Below are 24,820 nucleotides of genomic sequence, written 5' to 3'. Positions count from 1 at the left end.
TCCGGCGATGATCCCGAGCTAATGCGTTGTTCCCGCTTCGGTGAACGTCATCGCGTCCATGTTCCAGTAGCCACGCAGGTTGGTGATCAGGCCTGCGTCGTCGACCCGGTAGGTGAACGCGCCGCGGACCGTCGCGACGAACCCGTTGGGAAACGTGGTCTCGAGCACCAGGATGTAGGCGATCTCGCGGGGGCTGCTGGACGGGAACGTCTCTTCGCACGTGATGCGGAGCCGATTGGGCCCGATATTGGTGTCGAAGAAGGCCGATACGGCGTCCTTGCCCCGCACCCCGGTGCCGTCGGGGTTGGTGACGGCCTCCCCGATCGGGTCCTCGATCACGATGTCGTCGGACATCAGCGCCAGCCAGCCCTCGCGGTCACCGCTCTGCACGCAACGCCACGACGCCTGGGACGCTGCGACCACCGGAGCCAGCGCGGTCTCGGTCATCGCGGTCTACCGGTCGGCGTCGGTGTAGCGGATGACACCGCGGATGTTGCGGCCCTCGAGCATGTCCCGGTAGCCGTCGTTGATCTGCTCGAGCTTGTACTGCCGAGTGACCATGTCGTCGAGATTGAGCCGCCCGGCCTTGTACATCGACAGCAGCTGCGGGATGTCGAAGTGCGGGTTGCCGCCGCCGAAGATGGTGCCCTGCAGGTTCTTCTGCAGCAGGGTCAGCATCGACAGGTTCAGCGTGACGTCGGAGTTGGCCATGTTGGCGACCGCGGTGACCACGCAGGTGCCGCCCTTCGCGGTGATGTTGAGGTAGTTGTCGATCTCCTCGCCCTTGAGCTCGCCGGTGGTGATGATCGTCTTCGACGCCATCCGGCCCTGCGTGGTCTCGGCGACGCCCATCATCGCGGCGCCGATGTCGGGGTAGGCGTGCGTGGCGCCGAACTTGAGCGCCTGGTCGCGCTTCCACTCGACCGGGTCGATGGCGAAGATGTTGCGGGCGCCGGCGTTCAGCGCACCCTGCAGCGCACCCATGCCGACGCCGCCGATACCGGCGATCACCACATCGTCACCGGGGCGCACGTGCGCGCTGCGCACCGCCGAGCCGTACCCGGTGGTGACGCCGCAGCCGACCAGACAGGCCACCTCGAACGGGATCGACGGATCGATCTTCACCACCGAGCTCTTGTGCACGACCATGTACGGGCTGAACGTGCCCAGCAGCGTCATCGGGATGACGGGCGTGCCGTCTTTGACCGCGTGGATGCGGTGGGTGTTGTCCGAGACCGCGGTGCCCTGCAGCAGCATCGCGCCCAGGTCGCAAAGATTGCGCATGCCGGCCTGACACGAGGGACAGGACCCGCAGGACGGGATGAAGGACAGCACCACGTGGTCGCCGGGCTCGAGACCCTCGACGCCGGGTCCGACCTCGGTGACGATGCCGGCTCCCTCGTGTCCGCCGAGCACCGGGAAGCCGGCCATCGGGATGTCACCGGTGACCAGGTGATGGTCCGAGTGGCACATGCCGGAGGCTTCCATCTGGATCTTGACCTCGTCTTTGACGGGGTCGCCGATCTCGATCTCCTCGATCGACCAGGGCTGGTTGAACTCCCAGATCAGGGCACCTTTGGTCTTCATATCTCCTGCTTTCGACGAGTGCTCGCACATCCAGACTAGAGGCTCTAGTTAGCCACATCACACCCTCCCCAAGCAACTGCTTGGTGGTGTCCTCACCAGATCGGGACGGGAGCCTCGCCGAGCGGGTAGTAACCGGGCAGCTTTTCCCCGGCCAGCGAGCGCTCGATGCGCTTCTGCATCGTCGGGGTGAGGTCACCGGATTCGATGAGCTTCATGAACGCCTTCTGCACATGGCCGAAGTCGAAGAAGTCCCGCTGCCACTCGATCAGCAGCTGATCGTTGAGCCGGAACCAGCTGCCACCGATACCGTAGATCTCGTCGCTGTTGCCGTCGCTCTTGTGGGCGATCTGCTTCCAGAACCCGACGATCTCGTTCTGCTTGTCGTCGATGAGCACCTTCTGGTACTCGTAGACCCAGTTCTCCAGGCCTTCCATCTCCAGACCCAGTGCCACGTCTCGGATTTCGTCCTTGTTGACGCACATGACGTCTTCCTTGGGGCCGATGTTCCAGCCGTAGGTCGCGTCCTCGGTGTAGAACTCGGCCAGCGGCTTCCAGTCGCCGGCGGCCTCAGCGGCGCGGTTGGCATCCAGCCAGCGCTGCACCCAGTCTTCCAAATCGTTCCGTGACGCCATTGCGGTTGCCTCTCAGTCCTTTTCGATAATGGATAACGCTCGGGTGGGGCACATCTCGACCGCCAACTCCACCGCGTCGCGCAGGTCGTCGGGGGGTTCAGAGTCGAGGATCTCGACCGCGCCGCGTTTGGGGACCCGGAACACATCGGGCGCCTCCAGTTCGCACATGGCGTGCCCCTGGCACAGATCCTCGTCGAGTTCGATGCGATAGCAGCCCACGGCTCTCAGTCTCCTTCGATCCCCGGGTCGCTGCGCTCCAGCCCGCCGGTCACGCGCTTGCGGTAGCGCACCTTCGCGGGCTGGGCGAGCTGCACCACCATCTTCGAGTGGTCGTTCTGGTAGGTCTCGGCGGGTTGTGACATCTCGAATTCGTACTCGCGCAGCAGGACCGAGAAGATGGCCTTGATCTGCATCTGCGCGAACGCGGCGCCCACGCAGCGGTGTTTGCCCGCGCCGAAAGGAATCCAAGTCCACCGGTTGATGAGATCTTCCTGGCGGGGCTTCTGGTAGCGGTCGGGGTCGAAGGCGTCCGGGTTCGGGAAGTCCTCGGGGATTCGGTTGGAGATGGCGGGCGAGGCGGCCACCATCTGCCCCTTGTGGATCGGATGGCCGACCACCTCGAATTCGTCCTGGGCCACCCGCATCAGGATGATCAGCGGCGGGTGCAGCCGCAGCGTCTCCTTGAGTGCATTGTCGATTTTCGGAATCTGGCGCAGCGCATGGAAACTCACCTCTTGACCGTCGGCGTAGAGCTCGTCCAGCTCCTGCTGCACCTGCGCGTAGTACTCGGGGTTGCGCAGCAGTTCGATCAGCGTCCAGCTCGAGGTGCCCGAGCTGGTGTGGTGCCCGGCGAACATCAGCGAGATGAACATGCCGGTGACCTCGTTGGCAGTGAACCGGGGGTTGCCGTCGTCGTCCTTGATCGAGACGAGGACGTCGAGTAGGTCGCGGTCGTCTTTACCCTTGGGCGGGTTGGCGATCCGCTCGTTCATGATCTCCTGCACCAGCGCAACCAGTTTGACGCGCGACTCGTCGCGGATGCGGAAGCTCTCGATGTCGAGGTACGGGTCGACGTAGCAGAGCGGGTCGGTTCCTCGCTCGAGTTGGTGGTAATAGTGCGCGAACCGACTGTCGAGCTGTTCGCGGAACTTCAGTCCGATCAGGCAGGCCGTCGAGGTGTAGATGGTGAGTTCGGAAAAGAAGTCGAGCAGTTCGATCTCCCCGTCGTCGCCCCAGTTCTCGATCATCTTGCGGACTTCGTTCTCGATCGTCGCGGCGTGGCCCTTCATCTGCTCCCCGCGTAGCGCGGTGTTGTGCAGCATCTCCGCCCGGCGTTCCGGATCGGCGTCGAACACCACGCCCTCACCGAAGATCGGCGTCATGAACGGGTAGGCCTCGGCCTGATTGAGCTCGCTGTCGCTGGACCGGAAGAAGAACTCGTTGGCCTCGGCACCCGAGAGCATCACGACCTGCTTGTCCGCGAGCTGGAACCATCCGACGTCACCACACTCGTCGCGCAGGCGCTGCATCAGACCGATCGGATCGGTCCGGAACTCCTCGAGGTGGCCGTGTTCCTCCCCGCCACCTGACACACGTTCCACTTCCTTGAGGATGGTCATCGATTCGGCATCCCTTCCTCGCCCAGCGCGAGCTTCTGGCGGTCCTTGGTGTCGGCCAACGGCGCCTCCGGCTGCAGCTCCATGTTCGCGATGAAGCCACCGCGTGGTGTCTCGGCGACGAACGTGATCGCACGTGCGAGGTCCGCTGCGCGCAGGAAGTAGTCGTGCCGGGCCTGCCCCCACTTGGCCCAGTCCTCGAGCGCGGGGCCGATCAGCTCGGCAGGCAGACTCCAGCCCATCGACGTCTTCGTCGGTCCCGGATGCACGATCGACGCGCGGACCCCGGTGCCCTCGAGTTCCATTTGGTAGTTGGTCACCATCGCGACCAGTGCCGCCTTCGCCGCACCGTAGGCACCCATGTGCGGCCGTTGCCGCAGTGCCACATCGGATCCCACGAAGATGAGGTCGCCGCGCTGCCGCTCCAGCATTCCGGGGAGCACTGCGGTGGCCACCCGGTTGGCGCCGATCAGGTGGATCTGGATCTGCGATTCGAACTGCTCGGTGCTGATCGAGTCGAGCTTGCCGAAGTAGGTGTCGCCGGCGCCGGCCACCAGCACCTCGATGTCGCCGAGCTCCGAGGTGGTCTGCTCGACGCAGGCCTTCACCGAATCGGGGTCGGTCACGTCGAGGTGCACCGCGATCGCCTCACCGCCGTCGGCGCGGATCTGCGCCACGATCTCCTCGAGCTTCTCGACCCGGCGGGCGCCGAGCGCCACGGGAAAACCGCGGGAGGCCAGATCGACCGCTGTCGCGGCGCCGATTCCCGAGGATGCGCCGGCGACGAGCGCCGGTCTGCGGTCGGGCAGGGGTTCGAAACGGGGCATCAGCGCACTCTCACGTCGATGGGCAGATGGGCGAACCCGCGCACATTGCTCGAATGGACGCGGACGGCGTTGTCCTCGTCCACCTCGTAACCGCGGATCCGGGTGAACAGTTCGGTCAGGGCGACGCGGGCCTCCATGCGGGCCAGGTGGGCGCCCAGGCAGAAGTGCGCGCCGCTGCCGAAACTCATCAGCTTGGAGCCGATGTCGCGTCCGATGAGGAAATCGTCGGGTCGCTCGAACACGCGCTCGTCCCGGTGTGCCGATCCGGGGAGCAGCAGCACGATGTCGCCGTCGGGGATCACGGTGTCGTAGAGGGTGAGGTCGCCGCTGACGGTGCGGGCCAGGATCTGGCTCGACGTGTCGTAGCGCAGCGTCTCCTCGACCCATGGGGCCACCCTGCTCAGGTCCGCGTACACGGGATCGAGCTGATCCGGATTGCGATGGCCCCAGAATGCCGCGTTGGCAAGCAGTTTGGTGGTGGTCTCGTTACCGGCGATCACCATCAGGAACATGAACCCGAGGATCTCGTCGTCGGTGAGGCGGTCCCCGTCGATCTCGGCCTCCAGCAGTGCCGAGGTGAGGTCGTCGGTGAGCTCGCGGCGTCGCTGGGCGACCATCTCCTGGTAGTAGACGATCAGGTTCAGCGATGCCTCGATCGCCGCGGGCGGCACGTCCGTCACGCCCTCGTCGCGGTGCATCACCCCGTCGGCCCACGCCCGCACCTGTGTGCGGTCGGCCTCGGGCACGCCCATCAGCTCGGAGATCACGTCCATCGGCAGCTTGCCCGCGAACTCGTCGACGTAGTCGACCGTCTCACCGCCGACGGCCTTCTCGAGCATCGTGTCTAGGTGACGGACCGCGATCTCGGTGACGCGGGGTTCGAGCTCCCGAATCCGGCGGGGGGTGAAACCTTTGGAGACCAGCGTGCGCAGCCGCAGATGCGCGGGATCGTCCATGGCGAGGAACGACATGGTCTTCGATGCGTGCGGACCGCGTGACGCTGGATCCAGCGAGACCCCGAATTTGTTGGACAGCGTGGTGCTGTTGCGGAAACCGGTCAGGACGTCCTGGTGGCGCGACAGTGCCCAGAACCCCAGTTCGTCGTTGCGGTACAGCGGTGCATCGTCACGCAGCCGCCGGTAGTAGGGGTACGGATCTTCGTGGAACGCATAGTCGTAGGGGTCGAGCAGGATCTCACTGACTGTCATTGATCGTCTCCGACGATGAGGCCCACCACGTAGCTGAGGCGGTCGGCGATCTGGTGATAGGTGAAGGCGCCGCTCCCGGCGTTGACCAGCGCGCCGAAGAACGTCATCTCCAATGCGGCCAGGGTGCGTGGGTCGGCGTCTGGGCCGACGGCGGAGCGGATGCGGCGGTGGATCTCGGCGCCGATGCGGTCCCGCACCGTCAGTACTGCGGGGTCGCCGCCCGACAGCAGCGCTGTCGTGCACGCCGCCGCCACCTCGGGCTCGTCGGCGACGGTCAGCGCCAGGGCGCGCAACGTCTTCTCGACCCGGTCGGCCGTCTTGTCGTTGACGTCGGTGAAGTATTCGACCTGGCGGATCAGATCGAGGTAGATCTCCGCGATCAGGTGGTTCTTCGACGAGAAGTAGGTGTACGCGGTGGCCGGAGCCACCTTCGCGCGCGCCGCGACCGCCCGGACCGTCAACTCCGCATACGAGGATTCCCTCAGCATCACCAGCCCGGCGTCGAGCACCTTGCGAAAGGTTTCCTCCTGTCGCCGGTTGCGACGGGAAGCACGGTCCGCGCCTGTGATCGCGGTAACGGCATCGCTGGACACATGTCCAACGTATCGGACGGCTGTCCAGGCAGGCAAGTGGTCGATGAAATCAACTGACGGAGAGCGTGATCGAGCGACGCCTGATGGCTGTTCTTGCTTGCCGACGACCACGGCGCTATGGTGCGTCCGAGGGCATTGCCAGACAGCTGTCCAGAAATCAGACAGGGAGTGCGGATGGGTATCTCGGCCGACCGTGAGAGCAAACTGCTCATCGACGGCGCACTCGTCGCAGGCCGCGCCGGGGTCTTGTCGACGATCAATCCCGCCACCGAAGAGGTGCTGGGTGTGGCGGCCGACGCCGACGCCGACGACATGGGCGCCGCGATCGCCGCCGCCCGGCGAGCCTTCGACGAGACCGGCTGGTCCACCGACACCGACCTGCGGGTGCGGTGTCTGCGCCAGCTGCAGCAGGCCATGCGCGACCACATCGAAGAACTGCGTGAGCTGACGATCGCCGAGGTCGGTGCGCCGCGCATGCTGACCTCGGCGGCCCAGCTCGAGGGCCCGGTCGAGGATCTCAGTTTCTGCATCGACACCGCTGAGTCCTACGCCTGGACGACCGATCTCGGCATCGCCGCGCCCATGGGGATCAAGACCAAGCGCACCATCGCCCGCGAAGCAGTCGGTGTGGTGGGCGCGGTGACCCCGTGGAACTTCCCCCACCAGATCAATCTCGCCAAGCTGGGTCCGGCGCTAGCCGCGGGAAACACGTTGGTGCTCAAGCCTGCTCCCGACACCCCCTGGGCCGCAGCGATCCTCGGCGAACTGATCGTCGAGCACACCGACTTCCCGGCGGGGGTGGTCAACATCGTCACCTCCAGCGACCACGGCGTCGGCGCGCTGCTGTCCCGTGACCCCAGAGTGGACATGGTGTCGTTCACCGGCTCCACCGCCACCGGGCGCGCGGTGATGGCGGACGGCGCCGCCACCCTGAAGAAGATGTTCCTCGAACTCGGCGGTAAATCAGCATTTCTCGTCCTCGATGACGCCGACCTGGCCGGTGCGTGCTCGATGGCGGCGTTCACCGCGTCGATGCATGCCGGCCAGGGATGCGCGATCACCACTCGGTTGGTCGTTCCGCGCGACCGGTACGACGAGGCGGTCGAGGCGGCAGCCGCCACCATGGGTGGTCTCAAACCCGGCGACCCCACCAAGAAGAGCACGATCTGCGGCCCGGTGATCTCCGAGCGTCAACGCGACCGGGTGCAGGGCTATCTCGACCAAGCGGTCGCCGAGGGTGGCCGATTCGCCTGTGGCGGCGGCCGACCCGCGGACCGCGACACCGGATTCTTCATCGAACCGACGGTGATCGCCGGGCTGGACAACGACTCCACGGTGGCGCGCGAGGAGATCTTCGGCCCGGTGCTGACGGTCATCGCCCACGACGGCGACGATGACGCCGTGCGCATCGCGAACGACTCGCCCTACGGGCTGTCGGGCACGGTGTTCTCCGCCGACGAGGAGCGCGCCAACGGCGTGGCCGCGCGGATGCGCGTCGGAACAGTGAATGTCAATGGCGGCGTGTGGTATTCGGCCGACATGCCGTTCGGCGGCTACAAGCAGTCCGGCATCGGCCGGGAGATGGGGATCGCCGGTTTCGAGGAGTACCTCGAGATCAAGGCGATCGCCACCGCGGTATGACAGCCCGAAACGACGAGAACGGAGGGCCTGCGCATGGGTCTTTATGGTGATCAGTTCAAGGACAAAGTGGCCATCGTGACCGGTGCCGGCGGCGGCATCGGGCAGGCGTATGCCGAAGCACTCGCCCGCGAGGGTGCGGCCGTCGTGGTCGCCGACATCAACACCGAGGGCGCGCAGAAGGTCGCCGACGGCATCACCGGTGAAGGTGGCAACGCGCTGGCGGTGCGCGTCGACGTGTCCGATCCCGAATCGGCGAAAGACATGGCGGCGCAGACGCTGTCGCAGTTCGGCGGTATCGACTACCTGGTGAACAACGCGGCCATCTTCGGCGGCATGAAGCTGGACTTTCTGGTGACCGTCGACCCGGAGTACTACCGCAAGTTCATGAGCGTGAACCTCGACGGCGCGCTGTGGTGCACCCGCGCGGTGTACCGCAAGATGGCCAAACGCGGTGGCGGTGCCATCGTCAACCAATCGTCGACTGCCGCATGGCTCTACGCGAACTTCTATGGGCTGGCGAAGGTCGGTGTCAACGGGCTGACGCAGCAGCTGTCGCGAGAACTCGGCGGGCAGAACATCCGGATCAATGCGATCGCCCCCGGTCCGATCGACACCGAGGCCAACCGCACCACCACGCCACAGGAGATGGTCGCCGACATCGTCAAGAACATCCCGCTGTCCCGGATGGGCCAGCCGGATGACCTCGTGGGGATGTGCCTGTTCCTGTTGTCGGATCAGGCCAAGTGGATCACGGGCCAGATCTTCAACGTCGACGGTGGACAGATCATCCGCTCATGAGCGAGCCGAGGCTGGGCTACATCGGCCTGGGCAACCAGGGCGCCCCGATGGCGAAGCGGCTGGTCGACTGGCCCGGCGGGCTCATCGTGTTCGACATGCGGGCCGCGGCGATGACACCGCTGGTCGAGGCGGGCGCCACGGCGGCTGACAGCGTGGCCGATGTCGCCGCAGCCGACGTCATCAGCGTCACCGTCCTCACCGACGCGCAGGTGCGCGACGTCATCGGCGAACTCGCCGACCACGTGCGGCCCGGCACCGTGATCGCGATCCACTCGACGATCGAACCCGGTACTGCGCCCGAACTCGCAGAGACACTGCGTGACAAAGGGATACGGATCGTTGACGCTCCCGTCAGCGGTGGTGCCGGCGCCGCCGAGAACGGTGAGCTGGCCGTCATGGTCGGCGCCGACGACGACTCCTACGACATCGTCAAGCCCGTCTTCAAGCGGTGGGCCTCGATGGTGGTGCGCGCCGGCGAGCCCGGCGCGGGAACCCGGATGAAGGTGGCTCGCAACATGCTGACATTCGTGGGGTTCGCGGCCGCCTTCGAAGCGCAACGGCTCGCCGCGGCGGCCGGCATCGACCTGCAGAAGCTCGGGCGGGTGGTCCGGCACAGCGACGCGCAGAGCGGCGGACCCGGCGCGATCATGGTGCGAGACGATCTCGGCCCACTGGCCCCCGACCATTGGCTCTACCAGATGTTCAGCCACACCCGCGGGCTGGCTGACAAGGATCTGCGGCTGGCGCTGACGATGGGGGAGGCGAGCGGAGTGGAGCTTCCGTTGGCCGAGATCGCCCTGCGCGACCTGGCTGCCGGACTGGGTGTGTCGGAACAGATTCCGGCGGGACAGGAGTGAGCGACATGGACGAGCTACGCCGCAAGGGCCTCGACAAGATGAACGAGGTCTATGGCTGGGAGATGCCCGACATGCCGGGCGACTACTTCGCGCTGACCGCCGATCACCTCTTCGGCACCATCTGGACGCGGCCGGGTCTGTCGATGCGCGACAAGCGGATCATGACGCTGACCGTGGTGACCGCCCTCGGCATCACCGACCTGGCCGAGATCCAGGCCAACGCGGCGCTGGCCAATGAGGAGCTCACCGAGGACGAGCTCAGGGAGATGGCGATCTTCTTGACGCACTACCTCGGTTTTCCGCTGGGCTCCAAACTCGACGGCGTGGTGGCCAAGGTGGCCAAACAGCGCCGCAAGGCCGCGCAGGCCGGCGGCGGCGAGGACAAGAAGGCCAACATGGACGCGGCGCTGAAGATGCACTCCGGGGGATCGGCTCATGAGCAGTAGGTTCGCCACGCTGACGCGCGAGCAGCTCGCCACCCTGGTGCCCGAGCTGCTGCTGATCGGTCAGATGATCGACCGCTCTGGAATGGCTTGGTGCATCAGCAATTTCGGTCGGGACGCCATGCTCCAGATCGCCATCGAGGAGTGGATGGGCGCCAGCCCCATCTACACCCGGCGGATGCAGAAGGCGCTGCGTTACGAAGGTACCGACGTCGTCACGATCTTCAAGGGCCTGCAGCTCGACATCGGGGCACCGCCGCAGTTCATGGATTTCCGCTACACCGTGCACGATCGCTGGCACGGGGAGTTCCACCTCGACCACTGCGGGGCGCTGCTGGACGTCGAACCGATGGGGGAGGACTACGTGCGTGGCATGTGCCACGACATCGAGGACCCGACGTTCGACGCGACGGCCGTCGCGACCAATCGGCGGGCGCAGATCCGGCCTATTCACCGGCCGCCCCGGCTCCCCGCCGATCGTCACCCGCACTGCGCGTGGACGGTCGTCATCGACGACGATCACCCTGAGGTGGCCGATCACCCTGTCCTGGAGACCATCGCGGGCACCCGCGCGGCACGCACCGAGCTCGACCCGATCGACCCCGACGACGAGGGCAGCGGCGACTACTCCGGAGAACTGTTGTCGGACTTCGACTTCGGTGCGTTCTCTCACTCGGCACTGGTGCGGATGGCGGACGAGGTCTGCCTGCAGATGCACCTGCTCAACCTGTCGTTCGTGATCGCTGTCGGTGCCCGTGCGGGTGCCGATCAGGCCTTGGCGACCGAGATCTGCACCAAGCAGCTCACCGGGGTGGCCGGCCTGGCCGCCGAGCGTATCCACCGGGCACTGGCTCTGCCCGCCGGCATCGACGGCGCCGTCGAGATGCTGCGGCTGCACCCCCTGTTCAATCCGTCCGCCTACGTCGACGCGGAGTTCGGACCCGACTCGGTGCACGTGCGCCGCTCACCGGCGCACGAGGACGGCGCCTGGGTGGCGCTGGTGCATCCCGGGGAGCGCCGCCCCCTGCAGGCGGCCGTCGCGGCCTTGGATCCCCACCTCGATGTGGAGCTGACGGGAACTTCCACCGAGTGGACCGCGCAGGTGGTGCGTCGCGAGACCCCGGCCCGGGAACTCGGCGAGGTGTCGGTGGTGAAGTTCAGCGGGGGAGCTTCCTTCGAGTTCCAGCCGAGGCGCTCGCTGCCGCTGACGGTGGTGTAGCGCCCAGCGCGCCGCCCACCCACCGTCGCAAGTAGGCGCGCAATTCCGCGCCGCGGCGCGGTGGACGGCCCGGGTCGATGACGAACGACTGGATCACCCGCAGCAGATGCTCGGCGAGTTCGTCGACATGCTCGGCTGGGTAGCCCGCCGCTGCCCAGTCGACGTCGAGCCGGCCGACCATGTCGCGGGCGAATTGCAACCCCACATCCGAGGTGACCGACTCGACGTGGGAGGTGCCGCCCGGCGCCATGAGCAGCCCGATGTACTTCTCCTTCGGGAGCCACTCCAGGGCGGTGGCGACGGCTTCGGTGACCGCATCGGCGGGATCGGTGATGCCGGCGACATGGTCGGCCAGCCGCTGCAGGAACCCGTCGACGGCGCGCACTGCCGCGGCCACGAGCAACGCTTCGGTGCTGGGGAAGTACCGATACACGGTCTGGCGGGTCACCCCGACCGAGCGGGCGACATCGGAGATGGAGAAGTCGGCGCCGCGCTCCTCGATGGCCTTGCCCGCCGCCGCCAGGATCCGCGCGATGGCCTCCTCGTCGGAGGCCGGTTTGGCTCCTGACCAACCGTGGGTGCGCACGATGGCACCTTAGATCGCGGCCGACCGGACCGGGCGATGCTAGCGATAGGCGACCCGCAACTCTTTGACTCCGTTGATCCAGCCCGAGCGCAACCGCGTCGGTTCGGCCAGCTTGGAGATGTCGGGAATCTGCTCGGCGATCTGGTCGAAGATCAGCTTGATCTCCATGCGGGCCAGGTTGGCGCCGATGCAGTAGTGCGCGCCGTTGCCGCCGAATGCCAGGTGTGGATTGGGGTCACGGGAGATGTCGAACTCGAAGGGGCGGTCGAAGACGTCCTCGTCGAAGTTCGCCGAGCTGTAGAACAGCCCGACCCGTTGGCCCTCGCTGATCAGCGTGCCGCCCAGCTCGACATCCTGGGTCGCCGTGCGCTGGAAGCAGTGCACGGGGGTGGCCCAGCGGATGATCTCGTCGACGGCCGTGTGGGGGCGCTCGCGCGTGAACAGCTCCCACTGGTCGGGGTTCTCGAGGAACGCGTTCATACCGTGCGTCATCGCGTTGCGGGTGGTCTCGTTGCCCGCCACGGCCAGCAGGATGACGAAGAAGGCGAACTCGACGTCCGACATTCCGTCACCGTCGAGATCGGCCTGCACGAGCCGGGTGACGATGTCGTCGGCGGGACACCGGCGGCGCTCCTCGGCCATCGTGTACGCGTAGCCCATCAGCTCGGCGTTGGCGGCCACGTGGTCGGTCTCGAAATCCGGGTCGTCGGTGTTCATGATCGCGTTGGTCCAGTCGAACAACTTCTCCCGGTCGGCTTCCGGCACGCCGATGAGATCGGCGATGGCCTGCAGGGGCAGCGCCATGGCGATGTCGTGCACGAAGTCGCCGCGGCCCTTCTCGGCGGCCGTGGCGACGATCTCGCGGGCGGATTCGGCCAGCTTGTCCTCCAGCGTCGCGATGGCCCGCGGGGTGAACAGCCGAGACACGATCTTGCGCAGCCGGGTGTGCTCGGGTGCGTCGTGATTGATGAGCAGCGCTTTCGTCAGTTCGAGCTGGTCACCCGTCACCCCGTCGGGCAGGCGCATCACCGCGCCCTTGCGGTTGGTCGACCACAGCGCGCCGTCGCGCGAGATCGCCTTGATGTCGGCATGGCGGGTGATCACCCAGTACCCGCCGTCGTCGAACACCGACTCCTGCTGGGGGTTCCACCAGACCGGGGCGGTTGCGCGCAGCTCGGCGAACTCGCGTACCGGCAGGCCTCGGACCAGCACGTCAGGGTCGGTGAAGTCATAGCCGGTCGGCAGGAAGGGGCAGCTCGTCATGCGGACCTCCGTGGTGTGACGTAGAGCACGTGGCATCGACCATACACCTAACGCTGCAACTGTATGATCAGCCGGTGTCATGGCCGTGCGATTAGGGTGTTCACCTGTGCACGTCCTGGTGATCGGCTCCGGAGCCCGTGAACACGCGCTGCTGCTCGCACTGCGCCGAGACCCCGCGGTGGATGGGCTGTCCGTCGCGCCAGGCAACGCCGGCACCGCCGCAGTCGCCGACCAGTACGACGTCGACGTGACCTCGGCCGACGAGGTCGTCGCACTGGCCCGCAGGGTGGCGGCCGATCTGGTGGTCATCGGTCCGGAGGTGCCGTTGGTCCTCGGGGTGGCCGATGCCGTGCGGGCGGCCGGTATCGCCTGCTTCGGCCCGACTCGGGACGCTGCGCGCATCGAGGGCTCCAAGGCCTTCGCCAAAGACGTCATGAGCGCCGCGGGGGTGCGTACCGCGACCAGCGAGATCGTCGACAACCCCGGACATCTCGACGCAGCGCTGGACCGCTTCGGCCCGCCCGCCGGCGAGCAGGCCTGGGTGGTCAAAGACGACGGTCTCGCGGCCGGCAAGGGCGTGGTGGTCACGAGCGATCGCGAGGTGGCCCGGGCGCACGCGGCGAGCCTGCTGGAGGCCGGCCACCCTGTGCTGCTCGAATCGTTCCTCGACGGCCCCGAGGTGTCGCTGTTCTGCCTCGTCGACGGCGACACCGTGGTGCCGCTGCTGCCGGCGCAGGACTCCAAGCGGGTCGGCGACGGCGACACCGGGCCCAACACCGGCGGGATGGGCGCCTACACCCCGCTGCCGTGGCTGCCCGAAGAGATGACCGCGCGCATCGTCGACGAGATCGTCAGACCTGTTGCCGCGGAACTGGTTCGGCGCGGCAGTGCATTCTCCGGACTGCTGTACGCGGGTCTGGCGATCACGTCGAAGGGGCCCGCCGTGGTCGAATTCAACTGCCGCTTCGGCGATCCCGAGACCCAGGCGGTGCTCGCCCTGCTCGATTCACCGCTCGGAGCCCTCCTGATGGCCGTCGCCACCGGCGACCTGGCTACCGCGCCGGCGCCGCGCTGGCGCGACGGCGCCGCCATCACCGTCGTCATCGCCGCCGAGAACTACCCCGGCCGGCCACGAGTCGGTGATGTCATCACCGGCGCCGACGCCGACGAGGTGCTGCACGCCGGCACCGCACGCCGTGACGACGGGGCGCTGGTGTCCTCCGGGGGACGGGTCCTTTCCGTCGTCGGCACCGGTGCCGATCTGGCGGCCGCGCGTACCTCGGCCTACTCGACCATCGACTCGATTCGCTTGCCGGGCAGCCACTTCCGCACCGACATCGGACTCGCCGCCGCCGAGGGGAAGATCAGCCTCTAGGCCGTCAGCAGCGGTGCCATCCAGGTCAGCTCCGAGCTCAGCTGCGACGACCAGAACGCGGCGTTGTGGCCGCCGGGGGAGAATCCGCCGGCCGGCGGATTCGGCAACTGGGCGATGAACTGCCGGGTCGCCGACGCGAACGGATCGTCGTTGCCGATGTCGATACGCAGCGGGATGCCGGTGAGCCCCGGCATACCCCACACACTGTTCGCCTGGTAATCCTCCGCCCCGTCGAACGCGCCGGGGGCCGCCGACCCCGGCGACGTCCACAGCGCCGGGCTGACCGCACAGATCGCGGCGGTGCGCGGCGCGCCCAGCCGGGCGCCCAGCAGCATGGCGCCGTAGCCGCCCATCGACCACCCGAGGAACCCCACCCGGGATGTGTCGAGGTCCTGCCCGGCCAGCAGCGGCAGGAACTCGTCGAGCACCATCGCGCCCGCATCGTCTCCGGAGACGCGCCGATGCCAGTAGCCGTTGCCGCCGTCGACAGCGGCGAGCGCGAACGGCGGCACACCTGCGGCCACCGCGTCGGCGAGGAACTGTTCGGCACCCATCGACATGACCGTCGCGGCGCTGCTGTCCTTGCCGTGCAGCAGGATCACCGGGCGAAGCGGAGCGGTCTGGCCGGGCGGGCGGGCGATGATCCAGTTGGTCGGCGCGCCGCCCCGGGCAGCGGAGGCGAACGTGCCTTCTGCGTACGTCGGCGCCGCGGCAGGCGGTGCCCCCGCTGCCGCTGCCCGGGTCAGCGCGGACACGGCGGTGGCTCCTGCTGCAGTCACGAGTCCCGCCCGGCATCCGAGGCCGAGCATGGCTCGCCGGCTGATCGTCGGCATGCGGGCCATCATGCCATCGGCGCGGAGGCGAATTGCCGAAAGCCCGATGCCGTACCCCCGTGGCTGGCACGATGCTAGACGTGACGGCAGCAGTCACTCCCAAGGGAGAACGTCGGCGGTATGCGCTGGTCAGCGCCGCTGCCGACCTGCTGTGCGAGGGTGGCTTCGACGCGGTGCGCCATCGCGCGGTCGCCCGCCGCGCCGGCCTTCCGCTGGCCTCGACCACGTACTACTTTTCTTCGCTGGACGACCTGATCGCCCATGCCGTCGAATACGTCGGACTGTTGGAGACCCAGGACCTCCAGAACCGGGTGGCGGACCTGTCGCGACGGCGGCGGGGCCCCGAGTCGACCGCCGACATCCTGGTCGATCTCCTCGTCGGCGACAGCCGCGAACGGGTCACCGAACATCTGATCTCCCGGTACGAGCGGCTGATCGCGTGCGCGCGCCAACCCAATCTGCGCGACATCCAACGCAGAATCCTCAAACACCGCACCGACGCGGTGATCGCGGTCGTCGAACGGTGTGGCCGTTCGGTACATCCCGAGTTGCTGACCGCCCTGGTGTGCGCGGTCGACGGTGCGGTTGTGGCCGCGCTCGTCGGCGATGGCGACGGACCACGCGCCACGGCGAGGGCGACGTTGATCGACGTGATCGACGTGCTGGCTCCCTACACTTAGCCTCTGCGCCGCAGGGCGCCGTGGTCGAAGATGGGTGCAACCGAGCGAGAGGCAGGGGGAGGCGCATGGCGGAATCGGCGACCGGTCAGGAGACTCAGCAGCCCGAGTTGAAGCGGGTGATGGGGCCCGGCCTGCTGCTGCTGTTCGTGGTCGGCGACATCCTCGGCACCGGCGTGTACGCGCTCGTCGGCGATGTGGCCGCCGAAGTCGGTGGCGCAGCGTGGCTTCCGTTCCTCGTCGCTTTCGGCGTCGCCACGATCACCGCGTTCAGCTACCTGGAGCTGGTCACGAAGTATCCGCAGGCCGCGGGCGCTGCGCTCTATGCGCACAAGGCGTTCGGCATCCACTTCGTCACGTTCCTGGTCGCCTTCGTCGTCATGTGCTCCGGAATCACTTCGGCGTCAACGGCTTCCAGAGCCTTCGCGGCGAACTTCTTCACCGGCATCGACGTCGACGCATCCAAACTCGGCGTGGCCCTGCTGGCCCTGGGCTTCATGGCGGCCCTGGCCGCCATCAACTTCCGCGGTGTGGGGGAGAGCGTCAAGCTCAACGTCGTCCTGACGATCGTCGAGATCACCGGCCTGGTCATCGTGATCCTCGTCGGCCTGTGGGCGTTCACCAGCAGCGCCGACGTGGACTTCTCCCGAATCGTCGCGTTCGAGACCGCCGAGGACAAGAACACGTTCCTCGCGGTGACCGCCGCGACGTCGCTCGCCTTCTTCGCAATGGTCGGTTTCGAGGACTCGGTCAACATGGCCGAGGAGACCAAGGACCCGGTCAAGACGTTCCCCAAGATCCTGCTGTCGGGCCTCTCGATCGCCGGCGTCGTCTACATCCTCGTCTCGATCGTCGCAGTGGCGCTGGTCCCGATCGGCGAGCTGGAGGCGAGCGACACCCCGCTGGTCGAGGTCGTCAAGGCCGGTGCCCCCGGGCTGCCGATCGACTCGATCCTGCCGTTCATGACGATGTTCGCCGTTTCGAACACCGCGCTGATCAACATGCTGATGGCGAGCCGGCTGATCTACGGCATGGCCCGCCAACACGTGCTGCCCCCGGTGCTGGGCACCGTGCATCCCACGCGCCGCTCGCCCTGGGTGGCGATCGTGTTCACCACGCTGATCGCGTTCGGTCTGATCCTCTATGTCAGCGCCTTCGCGAGCAGCAACGCCATCTCGGTGCTCGGCGGCACCACGAGCCTGCTCCTACTCGCGGTGTTCGCGGTGGTCAATGTGGCGGTCCTGGTGCTGCGCCGCGACGTGCGCGAGACGGGCGGTCATTTCAGGACCCCGACGATCCTGCCCGTCATCGGATTCCTGGTCTCGCTGTACCTGGTGACGCCGCTGTCCGGCCGTCCTGCTCAGCAGTACATCGTGGCCGGGGTGCTGGTCGCGCTCGGTGTCGTGTTGTTCTTCGTGACCCAGCTGATCAACCGGCAGCTCGGCATTCGCGATGCCCACATCAGCGATCCGACGCATCTGGGCGCCGGTCCGGACGACTGAGTCAGACCGCCGCGGGGTGGTCGTGCCTGCGGGCAGCGGCCCGGTCCAGCAGATCCTGATCGGCGGGTGCCAACGGCACATGCGCCGAGAGGTACACGTCGATGACAGCGTCGAACCGGCGAATGACCGCGCCCGGAGTGAGGCCGAATCCGCGGCGGCACTCCGTGTCCGGCAGTGGCCGGTCGGCCGGGCGCGCCGTCACGAACGACAGAATCTGGCGGTCGTACCAATCAAGGTGCATCTGTTCCACCTCAGCATTCGACATAGTTCACGGGCACATTGACGGCCAAGCCTCCGGTGGAGGTCTCCTTGTATTTGGCGAGCATGTCGGCTCCGGTGGTGCGCATCGTCTCGATGACCTGATCCAGCGTCACGTGGTGGGATCCGTCGCCGCGCAGCGCCATCCTGGCGGCGTTGATGGCTTTGGCCGCCGAGATCGCGTTGCGTTCGATGCACGGGATCTGCACCAGGCCCCCGATGGGGTCGCAGGTCAGGCCCAGGCTGTGTTCCATCGCGATCTCGGCCGCGTTCTCCACCTGTTCCGGTGTGCCGCCGAGGATCTCGGCCAGCCCGGCGGCCGCCATCGACGCGGCTGAGCCGACCTCGCCCTGGCACCCGACCTCGGCCCCGGAGATCGACGCGCGTTCCTTGTACAGCGAGCCGATGGCCCCCGCCGCCAGGAGGAAGCGCACCGCGGTGCCGTCGGGATCGCGCCTGCCAATGTCGGTGTAGTGCACCGCATAGTGCAGCACGGCGGGCACGATGCCCGCGGCGCCGTTGGTGGGTGCGGTGACGATCCGTCCGCCGGAGGCGTTCTCTTCGTTGACGGCGAGCGCCACGAGATTGACCCAGTCCACAGCGAATTCGGGGAGTCGGTCGGGGTCCTCGGCGATGAGGCGGTCGTACCAGTCCTTGGCACGTCGCCGGACGCGCAGCGTGCCCGGCAGGTAACCGGCCCGGCTGACACCCCGCTTCTCGCACTCGACCATGACGTCGCGGATGTGCAGCAACCGGCGCCGGACCTCGTCTTCTGCGCGGTTCTCACACTCGACGGCCAGCATGAGTTCGCCGACGCTGCAGGTGCGTCGGTGGCAGAGTTCGAGCAGCTCTTTTCCCGAGCCGAACGCCAGCGACTGTGGGTCCGCCGTGCGAGGTGTCGCGTCGAGGGTCTCGGCCTCGGAGACGACGAACCCGCCGCCGACCGAGAAATAGGTCTGGCGGTGCAGTTCGCGACCGTCGGCGTCGAGTGCGGTGAGCGTCATGCCGTTGGGATGGAACGGCAGGATCGTCAGCGGCCGCAGTGTGAGGTCCTGCTCGCTCAGCCGGATGGGATGCGTGCCCGCCAACTGGATCGTGCCCGTCGCGCGCATCGCGTCGACGCGCGCCTCCAGGTCCGCGGACAGGATCTCCTCCGGCCGGTGGCCCTCGAGCCCGAGCAGTACTGCGGTGAACGTGCCGTGCCCGGCGCCGGTGGCCGCCAGGGACCCGTACAAGTCCGCGCGCACGTCGGCAACCGCGTCGACGGCGGCGAGTGTCTGCAGATCGTCGACGAACCTTGCGGCGGCCCGCATCGGGCCGACCGTATGGGAACTCGAGGGGCCGATACCGACCGAGAAGAGGTCGAACACGCTGATCGTCACGTGGGACCTCTTCTGATCGGATACTGATATATGAGTTGAGACAACAACCGTAGGTCAGCCTGGTCAGCGCGTCAAGGAAGGAAGCGCGATCATTTCGACCGCTTGACCCCGGGCCTCCGGTGGAATACCTTGCTGTCAATCTGGAGTGTTAATTACTGCTCCTGAAATGTCAGAAAGCTGGTGTGCGATGACGCAGCTGATCGATCCCCTCCTGCAGCCCTTCGCGTTGAAGCAGATGACGTTGCGCAACCGCGTCGTGAGCACGTCGCACGAGCCCTCCTACGCCGAGGACGGGATGCCGAAGCGGCGCTACCGCCTGTATCACGAAGAGAAGGCCAAAGGCGGAATCGGTCTGACGATGATGGGCGGATCCGCCGTCGTGGCGCCCGACAGCCCCGCAGCCTTCGGCAACCTGCACCTCTACAAAGACGAGATCGTGCCCTGGCTGAGCGAACTCGCCTACGGCGTGCACGAAAACGGCGCGGCTGTCATGTGCCAGATCACCCATCTCGGCCGCCGCACGAGCAACTACGACGGCGACTGGCTGCCGGTCATCGCACCCTCGCCGATCCGCGAACCCGCGCACCGCGCCTTTCCGAAAGTTGCCGAGGAGTGGGATCTGGATCGCATCGTCAAGGCCTATGCCGACGCGACCACGCGATGCCGCGAAGCCGGGCTCGACGGCGTCGAGATCGAGGCCTACACCCACCTTCTCGACTCGTTCTGGTCCCCGCTGACCAACCGTCGCGACGACGCCTACGGGATGGGCAGCATCGAGAACCGACTGCGGTTCCCGCTGAGAGTGATTCGCGCCGTTCGGGAAGCCGCCGGCCCGGACTTCGCCGTCGGCATCCGCATGTCGCTCGACGAGGACATCGAGGGCGGCCTGCAGTACAACGAAGGCGTCGAGATCGCCAAGCTCCTCGTGGCCGAGGGCATCGACTTCATCAGCGTCATCAAGGGCTACATGGCCAGTGACGAGGCGCTCTCTCGTGTGATCCCCCCGATGGGCACCCCGGTGGCACCCCATCTCGGGTTCGCCGGCCAGGTGAAGGCAGCCCTGCAGATCCCGGTGATGCACGCCGCCCGCATCAACGACGTCGCGACCGCGCGCCACGCCATCCGCGACGGGCTGGTCGACCTCGTGGGAATGACCCGGGCGCACATCGCCGACCCCCACATCGTCGCGAAAATCCATGCGGGAGAGGAAGACCGCATCCGGCCCTGCGTCGGGGCGAGCTACTGCCTGGACGAGATCTACCAGGCCCGCGACGCCAAATGCGTGCACAATGCGTCGACCGGGCGCGAGGACCGGATGCCCCACCGAGTGCCCCCAGCCACCGGAACTCCCCGCCGCGCGGTCGTCATCGGCGGCGGCCCGGCAGGCCTGGAAGCCGCCCGCGTGCTCGGTGAGCGCGGACACGAGGTCGTCGTGTTCGAGGCCGCCGACGCCCCCGGCGGCCAGATCCGGCTCGCCTCCTCGGCGCCGCGGAGGCGCGATCTGATCAGCATCGTCGACTGGCGACTGGCCGAGTGCAAGCTGCTCGACGTCGACATCCGGACCAACGCCTACGCAGAGGCCGACGATGTGCTGGCCGAGCAGCCCAACATCGTGGTGGTGGCCACCGGCGGCCTGCCCAACACCGAATTCCTCACCGAGGGAGCGTCGTTGGTCACCGACGCCTGGGACGTCCTGTGCGGGGCGGTACGCCCCCGCGGCACGGTGCTGTTCTACGACGACAACGGCGGTCACCCTGGGATGGATGCGGCAGAAATGGTCGCACGCAGCGGCGTCGAGCTCGAATTCGTCACGCCGGAAAGGACATTGGCGCCCGACGTCGGCGGCGTGAACTACCCGGGCTACTTCAAGGCATTCGCCGAACACGACGTGCGGGTGACCCTCAACGAACGCCTCACCGGGGTGCGTCGCAAGGACGGCCGCCTCGAGGTGGACCTGTACAACGAGTACGCGCATGCCACCCGGCAGCGCGTGGTCGACCACGTCGTCGTCGAGCACGGCACCCTGCCACAGGACGAGCTGTACTTCGAGTTGGTCGCCGGCTCGTCCAACCTCGGCGAGGTCGACCAGCAGGCGCTGCTCGAGCTGCGGCCGCAGCAGGTCACCCGCAATCGGCAGGGCAGCTACCAGCTGTTCCGTATCGGCGACGCGGTGGCCAGCCGCAACATCCACGCCGCCGTGTACGACGCCTTCCGGCTCTGCATCGCTCTGTAAACCCGTTGAAGTCGTCGTGGTACGGCGACTGCCTCCCCGAACGCGACTTCCCGACGCTGGTGGACCTCTACCAGCAGGGCCGGCTGCCGCTGTACCGGTTCGTCTCCGAGAGGATCAAGCTCGACGAGGTCGAAGACGCATTCGCAACCATGCACCGGGGCGAGGTGCTCCGCTCGGTGGTGATGCTGTGACCGGCGGCCTGCCGCCACTACGGTGAAGGATGTGGAGACGGGCGGCATCGAGCAGGACATCGACGAGAACGACATCGTCGTCAGCGGCGAGAAGACCTACGCGGCGGGAGTTCCCGCTGTCCTCGTCTCACTGCGTCGCGGCGTCGAACAGATGGGCGCCGTGCGGACCGTGCGCACGCTGGCGGCGCTGAACCAGCGCACCGGCTTCGACTGCCCAGGATGCGCGTGGCCGGAGACGCCCGGACACCGCAAGCACGCCGAATTCTGCGAGAACGGCGCGAAGGCGGTCGCGGAGGAGGCCACCAAGCGGCAGGTCGGACCTGACTTCTTCGCCGCCCATTCGGTCGCCGAACTCTCCGAGCGCACCGACTACTGGCTCGGCCGGCAGGGCCGTCTCACGCATCCGATGGTGTTGCGGCCCGGCGCAACCCATTACGAGCCGATCGACTGGGACGCCGCGCTGCAGCTGATCGCCGACGAACTGCGTGCCCTCGCCTCACCCGACGAGGCGGCGTTCTACACCTCCGGTCGCACGTCCAACGAGGCGGCCTTCGTCTACCAGTTGATGATCCGCAGCTTCGGCACCAACAACATGCCGGACTGCTCGAACCTCTGCCACGAATCGTCGGGCACCGCGCTGCAGGAGAGCATCGGCATCGGCAAGGGATCGGTATCGGTGCCCGACCTCGAGAACGCCGATCTGATCCTGATCGCCGGCCAGAACCCCGGCACCAACCACCCTCGCATGCTGTCGGTGCTGGAGAAGGCAAAAGCCAACGGCGCGAGAGTGATCGCGATCAACCCGCTGCCCGAGGCGGGGTTGCTGCGGTTCAAGGACCCGCAGAAGGTACACGGCGTGATCGGTGACGGTGTCGTGATCGCCGATGACTTCCTGCAGATCCGACTCGGCGGCGACCAGGCGCTGTTCCAGGGGCTGGCCCGGCTCCTGCTGGAGGCCGAGGATCGCGCGCCGGGCACCGTCCTCGACACCGCGTTCATCGCCGACCACTGCGCCGGCTTCGATGCCTGGGCCGACCACGTCCGCAGGGTCGACCTCGACACCGTGCTCGCCGCGACCGGGCTGACCCGTGCGCAACTCGACGCGACGGCCGCGGCATTGATCGCCTCGAAGAAGACCATCATCTGCTGGGCCATGGGGTTGACCCAGCAGACCCACGGCGTGGCCACGATCTCCGACGCCACCAATCTGCTTCTGATGCAGGGCATGATGGGCAAGCCCGGTGCCGGGGTGTGCCCGGTGCGCGGACACTCCAATGTGCAGGGTGACCGGACGATGGGGATCTGGGAGAAGGCGCCCGAGACGTTCCTGGCCGCGCTCGACACCGAATTCGGGATCTCCAGCCCGCGGCGGCACGGGTACGACGCCGTCGAGGCGATCCGGGCGATGCGCGACGGACGCGTGTCGGTGTTCATGGCGATGGGCGGCAACTTCGTCGCCGCGACGCCTGACACCGAGGTGACCGAGGCCGCGTTGCGCCGCTGCTCGCTGACGGTGCAGGTGTCGACGAAGCTGAACCGCTCACATCTGGTCGGCGGTCGCACGGCGGTGATCCTGCCGTCGCTGGGCCGAACGGACAAAGATCGCACCGGTGGACGCACACAGGTTGTCAGCGTTGAGGATTCGATGTCGGCGGTACACCTGTCCCGCGGCGGGCTGACCCCGGTGAGCGAGCATCTCCGCAGCGAGGTGGCGATCGTCTGCGGGCTCGCCGTGGCGCTGTTCGGCAGCGATCACCGCGTGCCGTGGGCCGAGTTCGCCGCCGACTACGACCGGATTCGCGACGCGATCGCGCGCGTGGTGCCCGGATTCGGCGACTTCAACCGCCGGGTGCGGGAGCCCGACGGCTTCGTGCTGCCGCACCCGCCGCGCGACGAACGCCGATTCGCCACCGCTACAGGGAAAGCCAACTTCGTCGTCAACGAGTTGCACTGGCTCCCGGTGCCGCAGGGTCGGTTGATCCTGCAGACGATGCGCAGCCACGACCAGTACAACACCACGATCTACGGCCTCGACGATCGATACCGTGGTGTCAAAGGCGGCCGGCGGGTGGTGTTCTGCCATCCCGACGACATCACCGAGGCGGGCTTTCGCGCGGGGGATCGGGTGGATCTGGTATCCGAATGGCCGCTGCCCGGCGGTGGGGTCGAGGAGCGGCATGCCGCCGACTTCCGGTTGGTGCCCTACCCGACGCCGCGGGGAAACGCCGCGGCCTACTATCCCGAGACCAACCCGTTGGTGCCGTTGGACCATGTGGCCAGGAGATCGAATACGCCCGTGTCCAAGGCGATCACGGTGAGGCTGCAGCGACGGTCGTGACCGTCAGAACATCGTCCGGATACCGTCTTCGAATTCGCGGACGTGCGCCTCGGCGAGCTTACGGGCGCGGGTGGCGTTGCGGTCGAGGATCGCGGTCAGCACCTCGGTCTGACCGTGCACGTGATGGTCGAGGTCGGGCAGCCGTTCCTTGGCCAGGTTCCACATGCGCAGCGACAGGTCGAGACTCTGCGTCAGCGTGTCTGACAGATACGGGTTGTGGGCCATCCGGTGGATCGCGCGATGGGTCGCCACGTCGAGCTCGAGCAGCTTCTCGTGATCGGTGCAGGCGTTGATGTCGTCGAGCAGGGACTGCAATTCCTGGCGCTCCTCGTAGCGCGCTTCCGTGGCGGCACGTTCGGCGGCGAGTCCTTCCAGGCGTTCGCGGATGTCGCAGATCGCCTCGAGATCCACGAGATCCAGGTCGGCGGCGTAACTTCCGCTGCGCGGGTAGATGACGACCAGTTTGCGGTAGGCCAACCGCTTGAGCGCCTCGCGGACCGGTGTGCGCCCGACGCCGAGCTCGGCAGCCAGCTGCTCTTCCTCGATGGGCGCACCCGGGGGGATCTGCAGCGAGACGATCTTGTCGCGGATGGCGTCGTAGGCCTGATCGGACAGGAGCGGGCTCGGCATGCGGACTCCTCGTACACCACGCGCGTTGTCTGAGATTTCAGATTCCGCCGAGGATACCCCAGATGTCGGCGCCGAGATCGACGTCATGGCGCGGCGCACTCGCACTTTCCCGCCCAAACGTCGGTTTGGGC

At 67.2% G+C, this 24,820-nt stretch carries 24 protein-coding genes and 1 pseudogene; 11 read left to right on the top strand and 14 right to left on the bottom strand.

The window, feature by feature from the left end; all coding sequences use genetic code 11:
• Positions 1 to 18: 18 nt before the first annotated feature.
• The 8 genes from ACZ50N_RS22530 to ACZ50N_RS22495 form a co-directional block, all read right to left on the bottom strand.
• Positions 19 to 447 (bottom strand): nuclear transport factor 2 family protein, encoded by a 429-nt coding sequence (locus ACZ50N_RS22530; protein ID WP_464469965.1) that lies wholly within the window; start codon positions 445 to 447, stop codon positions 19 to 21.
• A gap of 6 nt (positions 448 to 453) precedes the next feature.
• Positions 454 to 1,587, bottom strand: a complete 1,134-nt coding sequence (locus ACZ50N_RS22525) for an NDMA-dependent alcohol dehydrogenase (RefSeq protein WP_111508206.1) — start codon at positions 1,585 to 1,587, stop codon at positions 454 to 456.
• A 92-nt stretch (positions 1,588 to 1,679) separates the two neighbouring features.
• Positions 1,680 to 2,219, bottom strand: coding sequence for a nuclear transport factor 2 family protein (locus ACZ50N_RS22520; RefSeq protein WP_464469966.1), 540 nt, complete (start codon positions 2,217 to 2,219; stop codon positions 1,680 to 1,682).
• Positions 2,220 to 2,231: 12 nt separating this feature from the next.
• Complete coding sequence (locus ACZ50N_RS22515; RefSeq protein ID WP_464469967.1) at positions 2,232 to 2,438, bottom strand: ferredoxin; 207 nt, start codon at positions 2,436 to 2,438, stop codon at positions 2,232 to 2,234.
• A gap of 5 nt (positions 2,439 to 2,443) precedes the next feature.
• A complete protein-coding gene (locus ACZ50N_RS22510; RefSeq protein WP_464473815.1) occupies positions 2,444 to 3,838 on the bottom strand; it encodes a lanosterol 14-alpha demethylase in 1,395 nt (464 codons plus the stop codon).
• A complete protein-coding gene (locus tag ACZ50N_RS22505) occupies positions 3,835 to 4,662 on the bottom strand; it encodes an SDR family oxidoreductase (RefSeq protein ID WP_048423896.1) in 828 nt (275 codons plus the stop codon). Before ACZ50N_RS22505 ends, ACZ50N_RS22510 begins: the two co-directional genes overlap by 4 nt.
• On the bottom strand, positions 4,662 to 5,870 hold the full coding sequence (locus ACZ50N_RS22500; protein WP_464473814.1) for a cytochrome P450: 1,209 nt from the start codon (positions 5,868 to 5,870) through the stop codon (positions 4,662 to 4,664). Before ACZ50N_RS22500 ends, ACZ50N_RS22505 begins: the two co-directional genes overlap by 1 nt.
• Positions 5,867 to 6,463 (bottom strand): TetR family transcriptional regulator, encoded by a 597-nt coding sequence (locus ACZ50N_RS22495; RefSeq protein ID WP_464473813.1) that lies wholly within the window; start codon positions 6,461 to 6,463, stop codon positions 5,867 to 5,869. Before ACZ50N_RS22495 ends, ACZ50N_RS22500 begins: the two co-directional genes overlap by 4 nt.
• A gap of 174 nt (positions 6,464 to 6,637) precedes the next feature.
• On the opposite strand from ACZ50N_RS22495, the gene ACZ50N_RS22490 reads away from it, so the two are divergent.
• Genes ACZ50N_RS22490 through ACZ50N_RS22470 form a run of 5 tightly spaced genes read left to right on the top strand, consistent with a single transcriptional unit; the run spans position 6,638 to position 11,421 of the window.
• Positions 6,638 to 8,104, top strand: a complete 1,467-nt coding sequence (locus tag ACZ50N_RS22490) for an aldehyde dehydrogenase (protein WP_464473812.1) — start codon at positions 6,638 to 6,640, stop codon at positions 8,102 to 8,104.
• Positions 8,105 to 8,137: 33 nt separating this feature from the next.
• Entirely contained in the window at positions 8,138 to 8,902 is a 765-nt protein-coding gene (locus ACZ50N_RS22485; protein ID WP_464473811.1) for an SDR family oxidoreductase, read from the top strand.
• A complete protein-coding gene (locus ACZ50N_RS22480) occupies positions 8,899 to 9,759 on the top strand; it encodes an NAD(P)-dependent oxidoreductase (RefSeq protein WP_464473810.1) in 861 nt (286 codons plus the stop codon). The genes ACZ50N_RS22485 and ACZ50N_RS22480 overlap by 4 nt, the downstream gene beginning before the upstream one ends.
• A 5-nt stretch (positions 9,760 to 9,764) precedes the next feature.
• Positions 9,765 to 10,205, top strand: coding sequence for a carboxymuconolactone decarboxylase family protein (locus tag ACZ50N_RS22475; protein WP_464473809.1), 441 nt, complete (start codon positions 9,765 to 9,767; stop codon positions 10,203 to 10,205).
• Complete coding sequence (locus tag ACZ50N_RS22470; RefSeq protein WP_464473808.1) at positions 10,195 to 11,421, top strand: hypothetical protein; 1,227 nt, start codon at positions 10,195 to 10,197, stop codon at positions 11,419 to 11,421. The genes ACZ50N_RS22475 and ACZ50N_RS22470 overlap by 11 nt, the downstream gene beginning before the upstream one ends.
• Here the strand turns inward: ACZ50N_RS22470 and ACZ50N_RS22465 are convergent.
• Positions 11,360 to 12,007 carry a TetR/AcrR family transcriptional regulator gene (locus ACZ50N_RS22465; protein ID WP_464473807.1) on the bottom strand — a complete coding sequence of 216 codons (648 nt, stop codon included), beginning with the start codon at positions 12,005 to 12,007 and terminating at the stop codon, positions 11,360 to 11,362. The genes ACZ50N_RS22470 and ACZ50N_RS22465 overlap by 62 nt on opposite strands.
• 39 nt (positions 12,008 to 12,046) lie before the next feature.
• A complete protein-coding gene (locus tag ACZ50N_RS22460; protein WP_464473806.1) occupies positions 12,047 to 13,270 on the bottom strand; it encodes a cytochrome P450 in 1,224 nt (407 codons plus the stop codon).
• Between the two features lie 106 nt (positions 13,271 to 13,376).
• On the opposite strand from ACZ50N_RS22460, the gene purD reads away from it, so the two are divergent.
• Positions 13,377 to 14,645: a phosphoribosylamine--glycine ligase gene (gene purD / locus ACZ50N_RS22455; protein ID WP_464473805.1), complete on the top strand. Its 1,269-nt coding sequence runs from the start codon at positions 13,377 to 13,379 to the stop codon at positions 14,643 to 14,645.
• Here the strand turns inward: purD and ACZ50N_RS22450 are convergent.
• On the bottom strand, positions 14,642 to 15,487 hold the full coding sequence (locus ACZ50N_RS22450; protein ID WP_464469971.1) for an alpha/beta hydrolase: 846 nt from the start codon (positions 15,485 to 15,487) through the stop codon (positions 14,642 to 14,644). The two genes, purD and ACZ50N_RS22450, sit on opposite strands and share 4 nt — an antisense overlap.
• Positions 15,488 to 15,549: 62 nt before the next feature.
• Between ACZ50N_RS22450 and ACZ50N_RS22445 the strand changes: the two genes are divergently transcribed.
• A complete protein-coding gene (locus ACZ50N_RS22445; protein ID WP_048423885.1) occupies positions 15,550 to 16,158 on the top strand; it encodes a TetR/AcrR family transcriptional regulator in 609 nt (202 codons plus the stop codon).
• Between the two features lie 65 nt (positions 16,159 to 16,223).
• Positions 16,224 to 17,657, top strand: coding sequence for an APC family permease (locus ACZ50N_RS22440; RefSeq protein ID WP_048423884.1), 1,434 nt, complete (start codon positions 16,224 to 16,226; stop codon positions 17,655 to 17,657).
• 1 nt (position 17,658) lies between these two features.
• On the opposite strand, the gene ACZ50N_RS22435 is transcribed toward ACZ50N_RS22440, so the two are convergent.
• Positions 17,659 to 17,898, bottom strand: coding sequence for a hypothetical protein (locus tag ACZ50N_RS22435; RefSeq protein ID WP_464473804.1), 240 nt, complete (start codon positions 17,896 to 17,898; stop codon positions 17,659 to 17,661).
• A 10-nt stretch (positions 17,899 to 17,908) separates the two neighbouring features.
• The gene (locus ACZ50N_RS22430) at positions 17,909 to 19,297 is read right to left on the bottom strand and encodes an L-serine ammonia-lyase (protein WP_464473803.1); all 1,389 of its coding nucleotides are present in this window, start codon (positions 19,295 to 19,297) and stop codon (positions 17,909 to 17,911) included.
• A gap of 187 nt (positions 19,298 to 19,484) precedes the next feature.
• Here ACZ50N_RS22430 and ACZ50N_RS22425 point away from each other — a divergent pair, with 187 nt between their 5' ends.
• From ACZ50N_RS22425 to ACZ50N_RS22415, 3 genes and pseudogenes are all read left to right on the top strand, one after another.
• Positions 19,485 to 21,530, top strand: coding sequence for an oxidoreductase (locus tag ACZ50N_RS22425; RefSeq protein ID WP_464473802.1), 2,046 nt, complete (start codon positions 19,485 to 19,487; stop codon positions 21,528 to 21,530).
• Positions 21,531 to 21,535: 5 nt separating this feature from the next.
• A pseudogene (locus ACZ50N_RS22420) lies at positions 21,536 to 21,721 on the top strand (S-(hydroxymethyl)mycothiol dehydrogenase); the annotation flags it as partial.
• A gap of 31 nt (positions 21,722 to 21,752) precedes the next feature.
• On the top strand, positions 21,753 to 24,059 hold the full coding sequence (locus tag ACZ50N_RS22415; protein WP_048423924.1) for an FdhF/YdeP family oxidoreductase: 2,307 nt from the start codon (positions 21,753 to 21,755) through the stop codon (positions 24,057 to 24,059).
• Positions 24,060 to 24,062: 3 nt separating this feature from the next.
• Here the strand turns inward: ACZ50N_RS22415 and ACZ50N_RS22410 are convergent, their stop codons facing one another.
• Positions 24,063 to 24,689 (bottom strand): GntR family transcriptional regulator, encoded by a 627-nt coding sequence (locus tag ACZ50N_RS22410; protein ID WP_464469975.1) that lies wholly within the window; start codon positions 24,687 to 24,689, stop codon positions 24,063 to 24,065.
• Positions 24,690 to 24,820: the final 131 nt, after the last annotated feature.

It is taken from the genome of Mycolicibacterium obuense (genome assembly GCF_055397605.1).
This window is presented reverse-complemented; position numbering and strand designations above follow the sequence as displayed.

Excerpts from the sequence above, each read along its gene's own strand:
- ACZ50N_RS22530 (WP_464469965.1), bottom strand. The coding sequence starts at position 447 with ATGACCGAGACCGCGCTGGCTCCGGTGGTCGCAGCGTCCCAGGCGTCG.
- ACZ50N_RS22525 (WP_111508206.1), bottom strand. The coding sequence starts at position 1,587 with ATGAAGACCAAAGGTGCCCTGATCTGGGAGTTCAACCAGCCCTGGTCG.
- ACZ50N_RS22520 (WP_464469966.1), bottom strand. The coding sequence starts at position 2,219 with ATGGCGTCACGGAACGATTTGGAAGACTGGGTGCAGCGCTGGCTGGAT.
- ACZ50N_RS22510 (WP_464473815.1), bottom strand. The coding sequence starts at position 3,838 with ATGACCATCCTCAAGGAAGTGGAACGTGTGTCAGGTGGCGGGGAGGAA.
- ACZ50N_RS22505 (WP_048423896.1), bottom strand. The coding sequence starts at position 4,662 with ATGCCCCGTTTCGAACCCCTGCCCGACCGCAGACCGGCGCTCGTCGCC.
- ACZ50N_RS22500 (WP_464473814.1), bottom strand. The coding sequence starts at position 5,870 with ATGACAGTCAGTGAGATCCTGCTCGACCCCTACGACTATGCGTTCCAC.
- ACZ50N_RS22490 (WP_464473812.1), top strand. The coding sequence starts at position 6,638 with ATGGGTATCTCGGCCGACCGTGAGAGCAAACTGCTCATCGACGGCGCA.
- ACZ50N_RS22485 (WP_464473811.1), top strand. The coding sequence starts at position 8,138 with ATGGGTCTTTATGGTGATCAGTTCAAGGACAAAGTGGCCATCGTGACC.
- ACZ50N_RS22480 (WP_464473810.1), top strand. The coding sequence starts at position 8,899 with ATGAGCGAGCCGAGGCTGGGCTACATCGGCCTGGGCAACCAGGGCGCC.
- ACZ50N_RS22475 (WP_464473809.1), top strand. The coding sequence starts at position 9,765 with ATGGACGAGCTACGCCGCAAGGGCCTCGACAAGATGAACGAGGTCTAT.
- ACZ50N_RS22470 (WP_464473808.1), top strand. The coding sequence starts at position 10,195 with ATGAGCAGTAGGTTCGCCACGCTGACGCGCGAGCAGCTCGCCACCCTG.
- ACZ50N_RS22460 (WP_464473806.1), bottom strand. The coding sequence starts at position 13,270 with ATGACGAGCTGCCCCTTCCTGCCGACCGGCTATGACTTCACCGACCCT.
- ACZ50N_RS22450 (WP_464469971.1), bottom strand. The coding sequence starts at position 15,487 with ATGGCCCGCATGCCGACGATCAGCCGGCGAGCCATGCTCGGCCTCGGA.
- ACZ50N_RS22445 (WP_048423885.1), top strand. The coding sequence starts at position 15,550 with ATGCTAGACGTGACGGCAGCAGTCACTCCCAAGGGAGAACGTCGGCGG.
- ACZ50N_RS22440 (WP_048423884.1), top strand. The coding sequence starts at position 16,224 with ATGGCGGAATCGGCGACCGGTCAGGAGACTCAGCAGCCCGAGTTGAAG.
- ACZ50N_RS22435 (WP_464473804.1), bottom strand. The coding sequence starts at position 17,898 with ATGCACCTTGATTGGTACGACCGCCAGATTCTGTCGTTCGTGACGGCG.
- ACZ50N_RS22425 (WP_464473802.1), top strand. The coding sequence starts at position 19,485 with ATGACGCAGCTGATCGATCCCCTCCTGCAGCCCTTCGCGTTGAAGCAG.
- ACZ50N_RS22410 (WP_464469975.1), bottom strand. The coding sequence starts at position 24,689 with ATGCCGAGCCCGCTCCTGTCCGATCAGGCCTACGACGCCATCCGCGAC.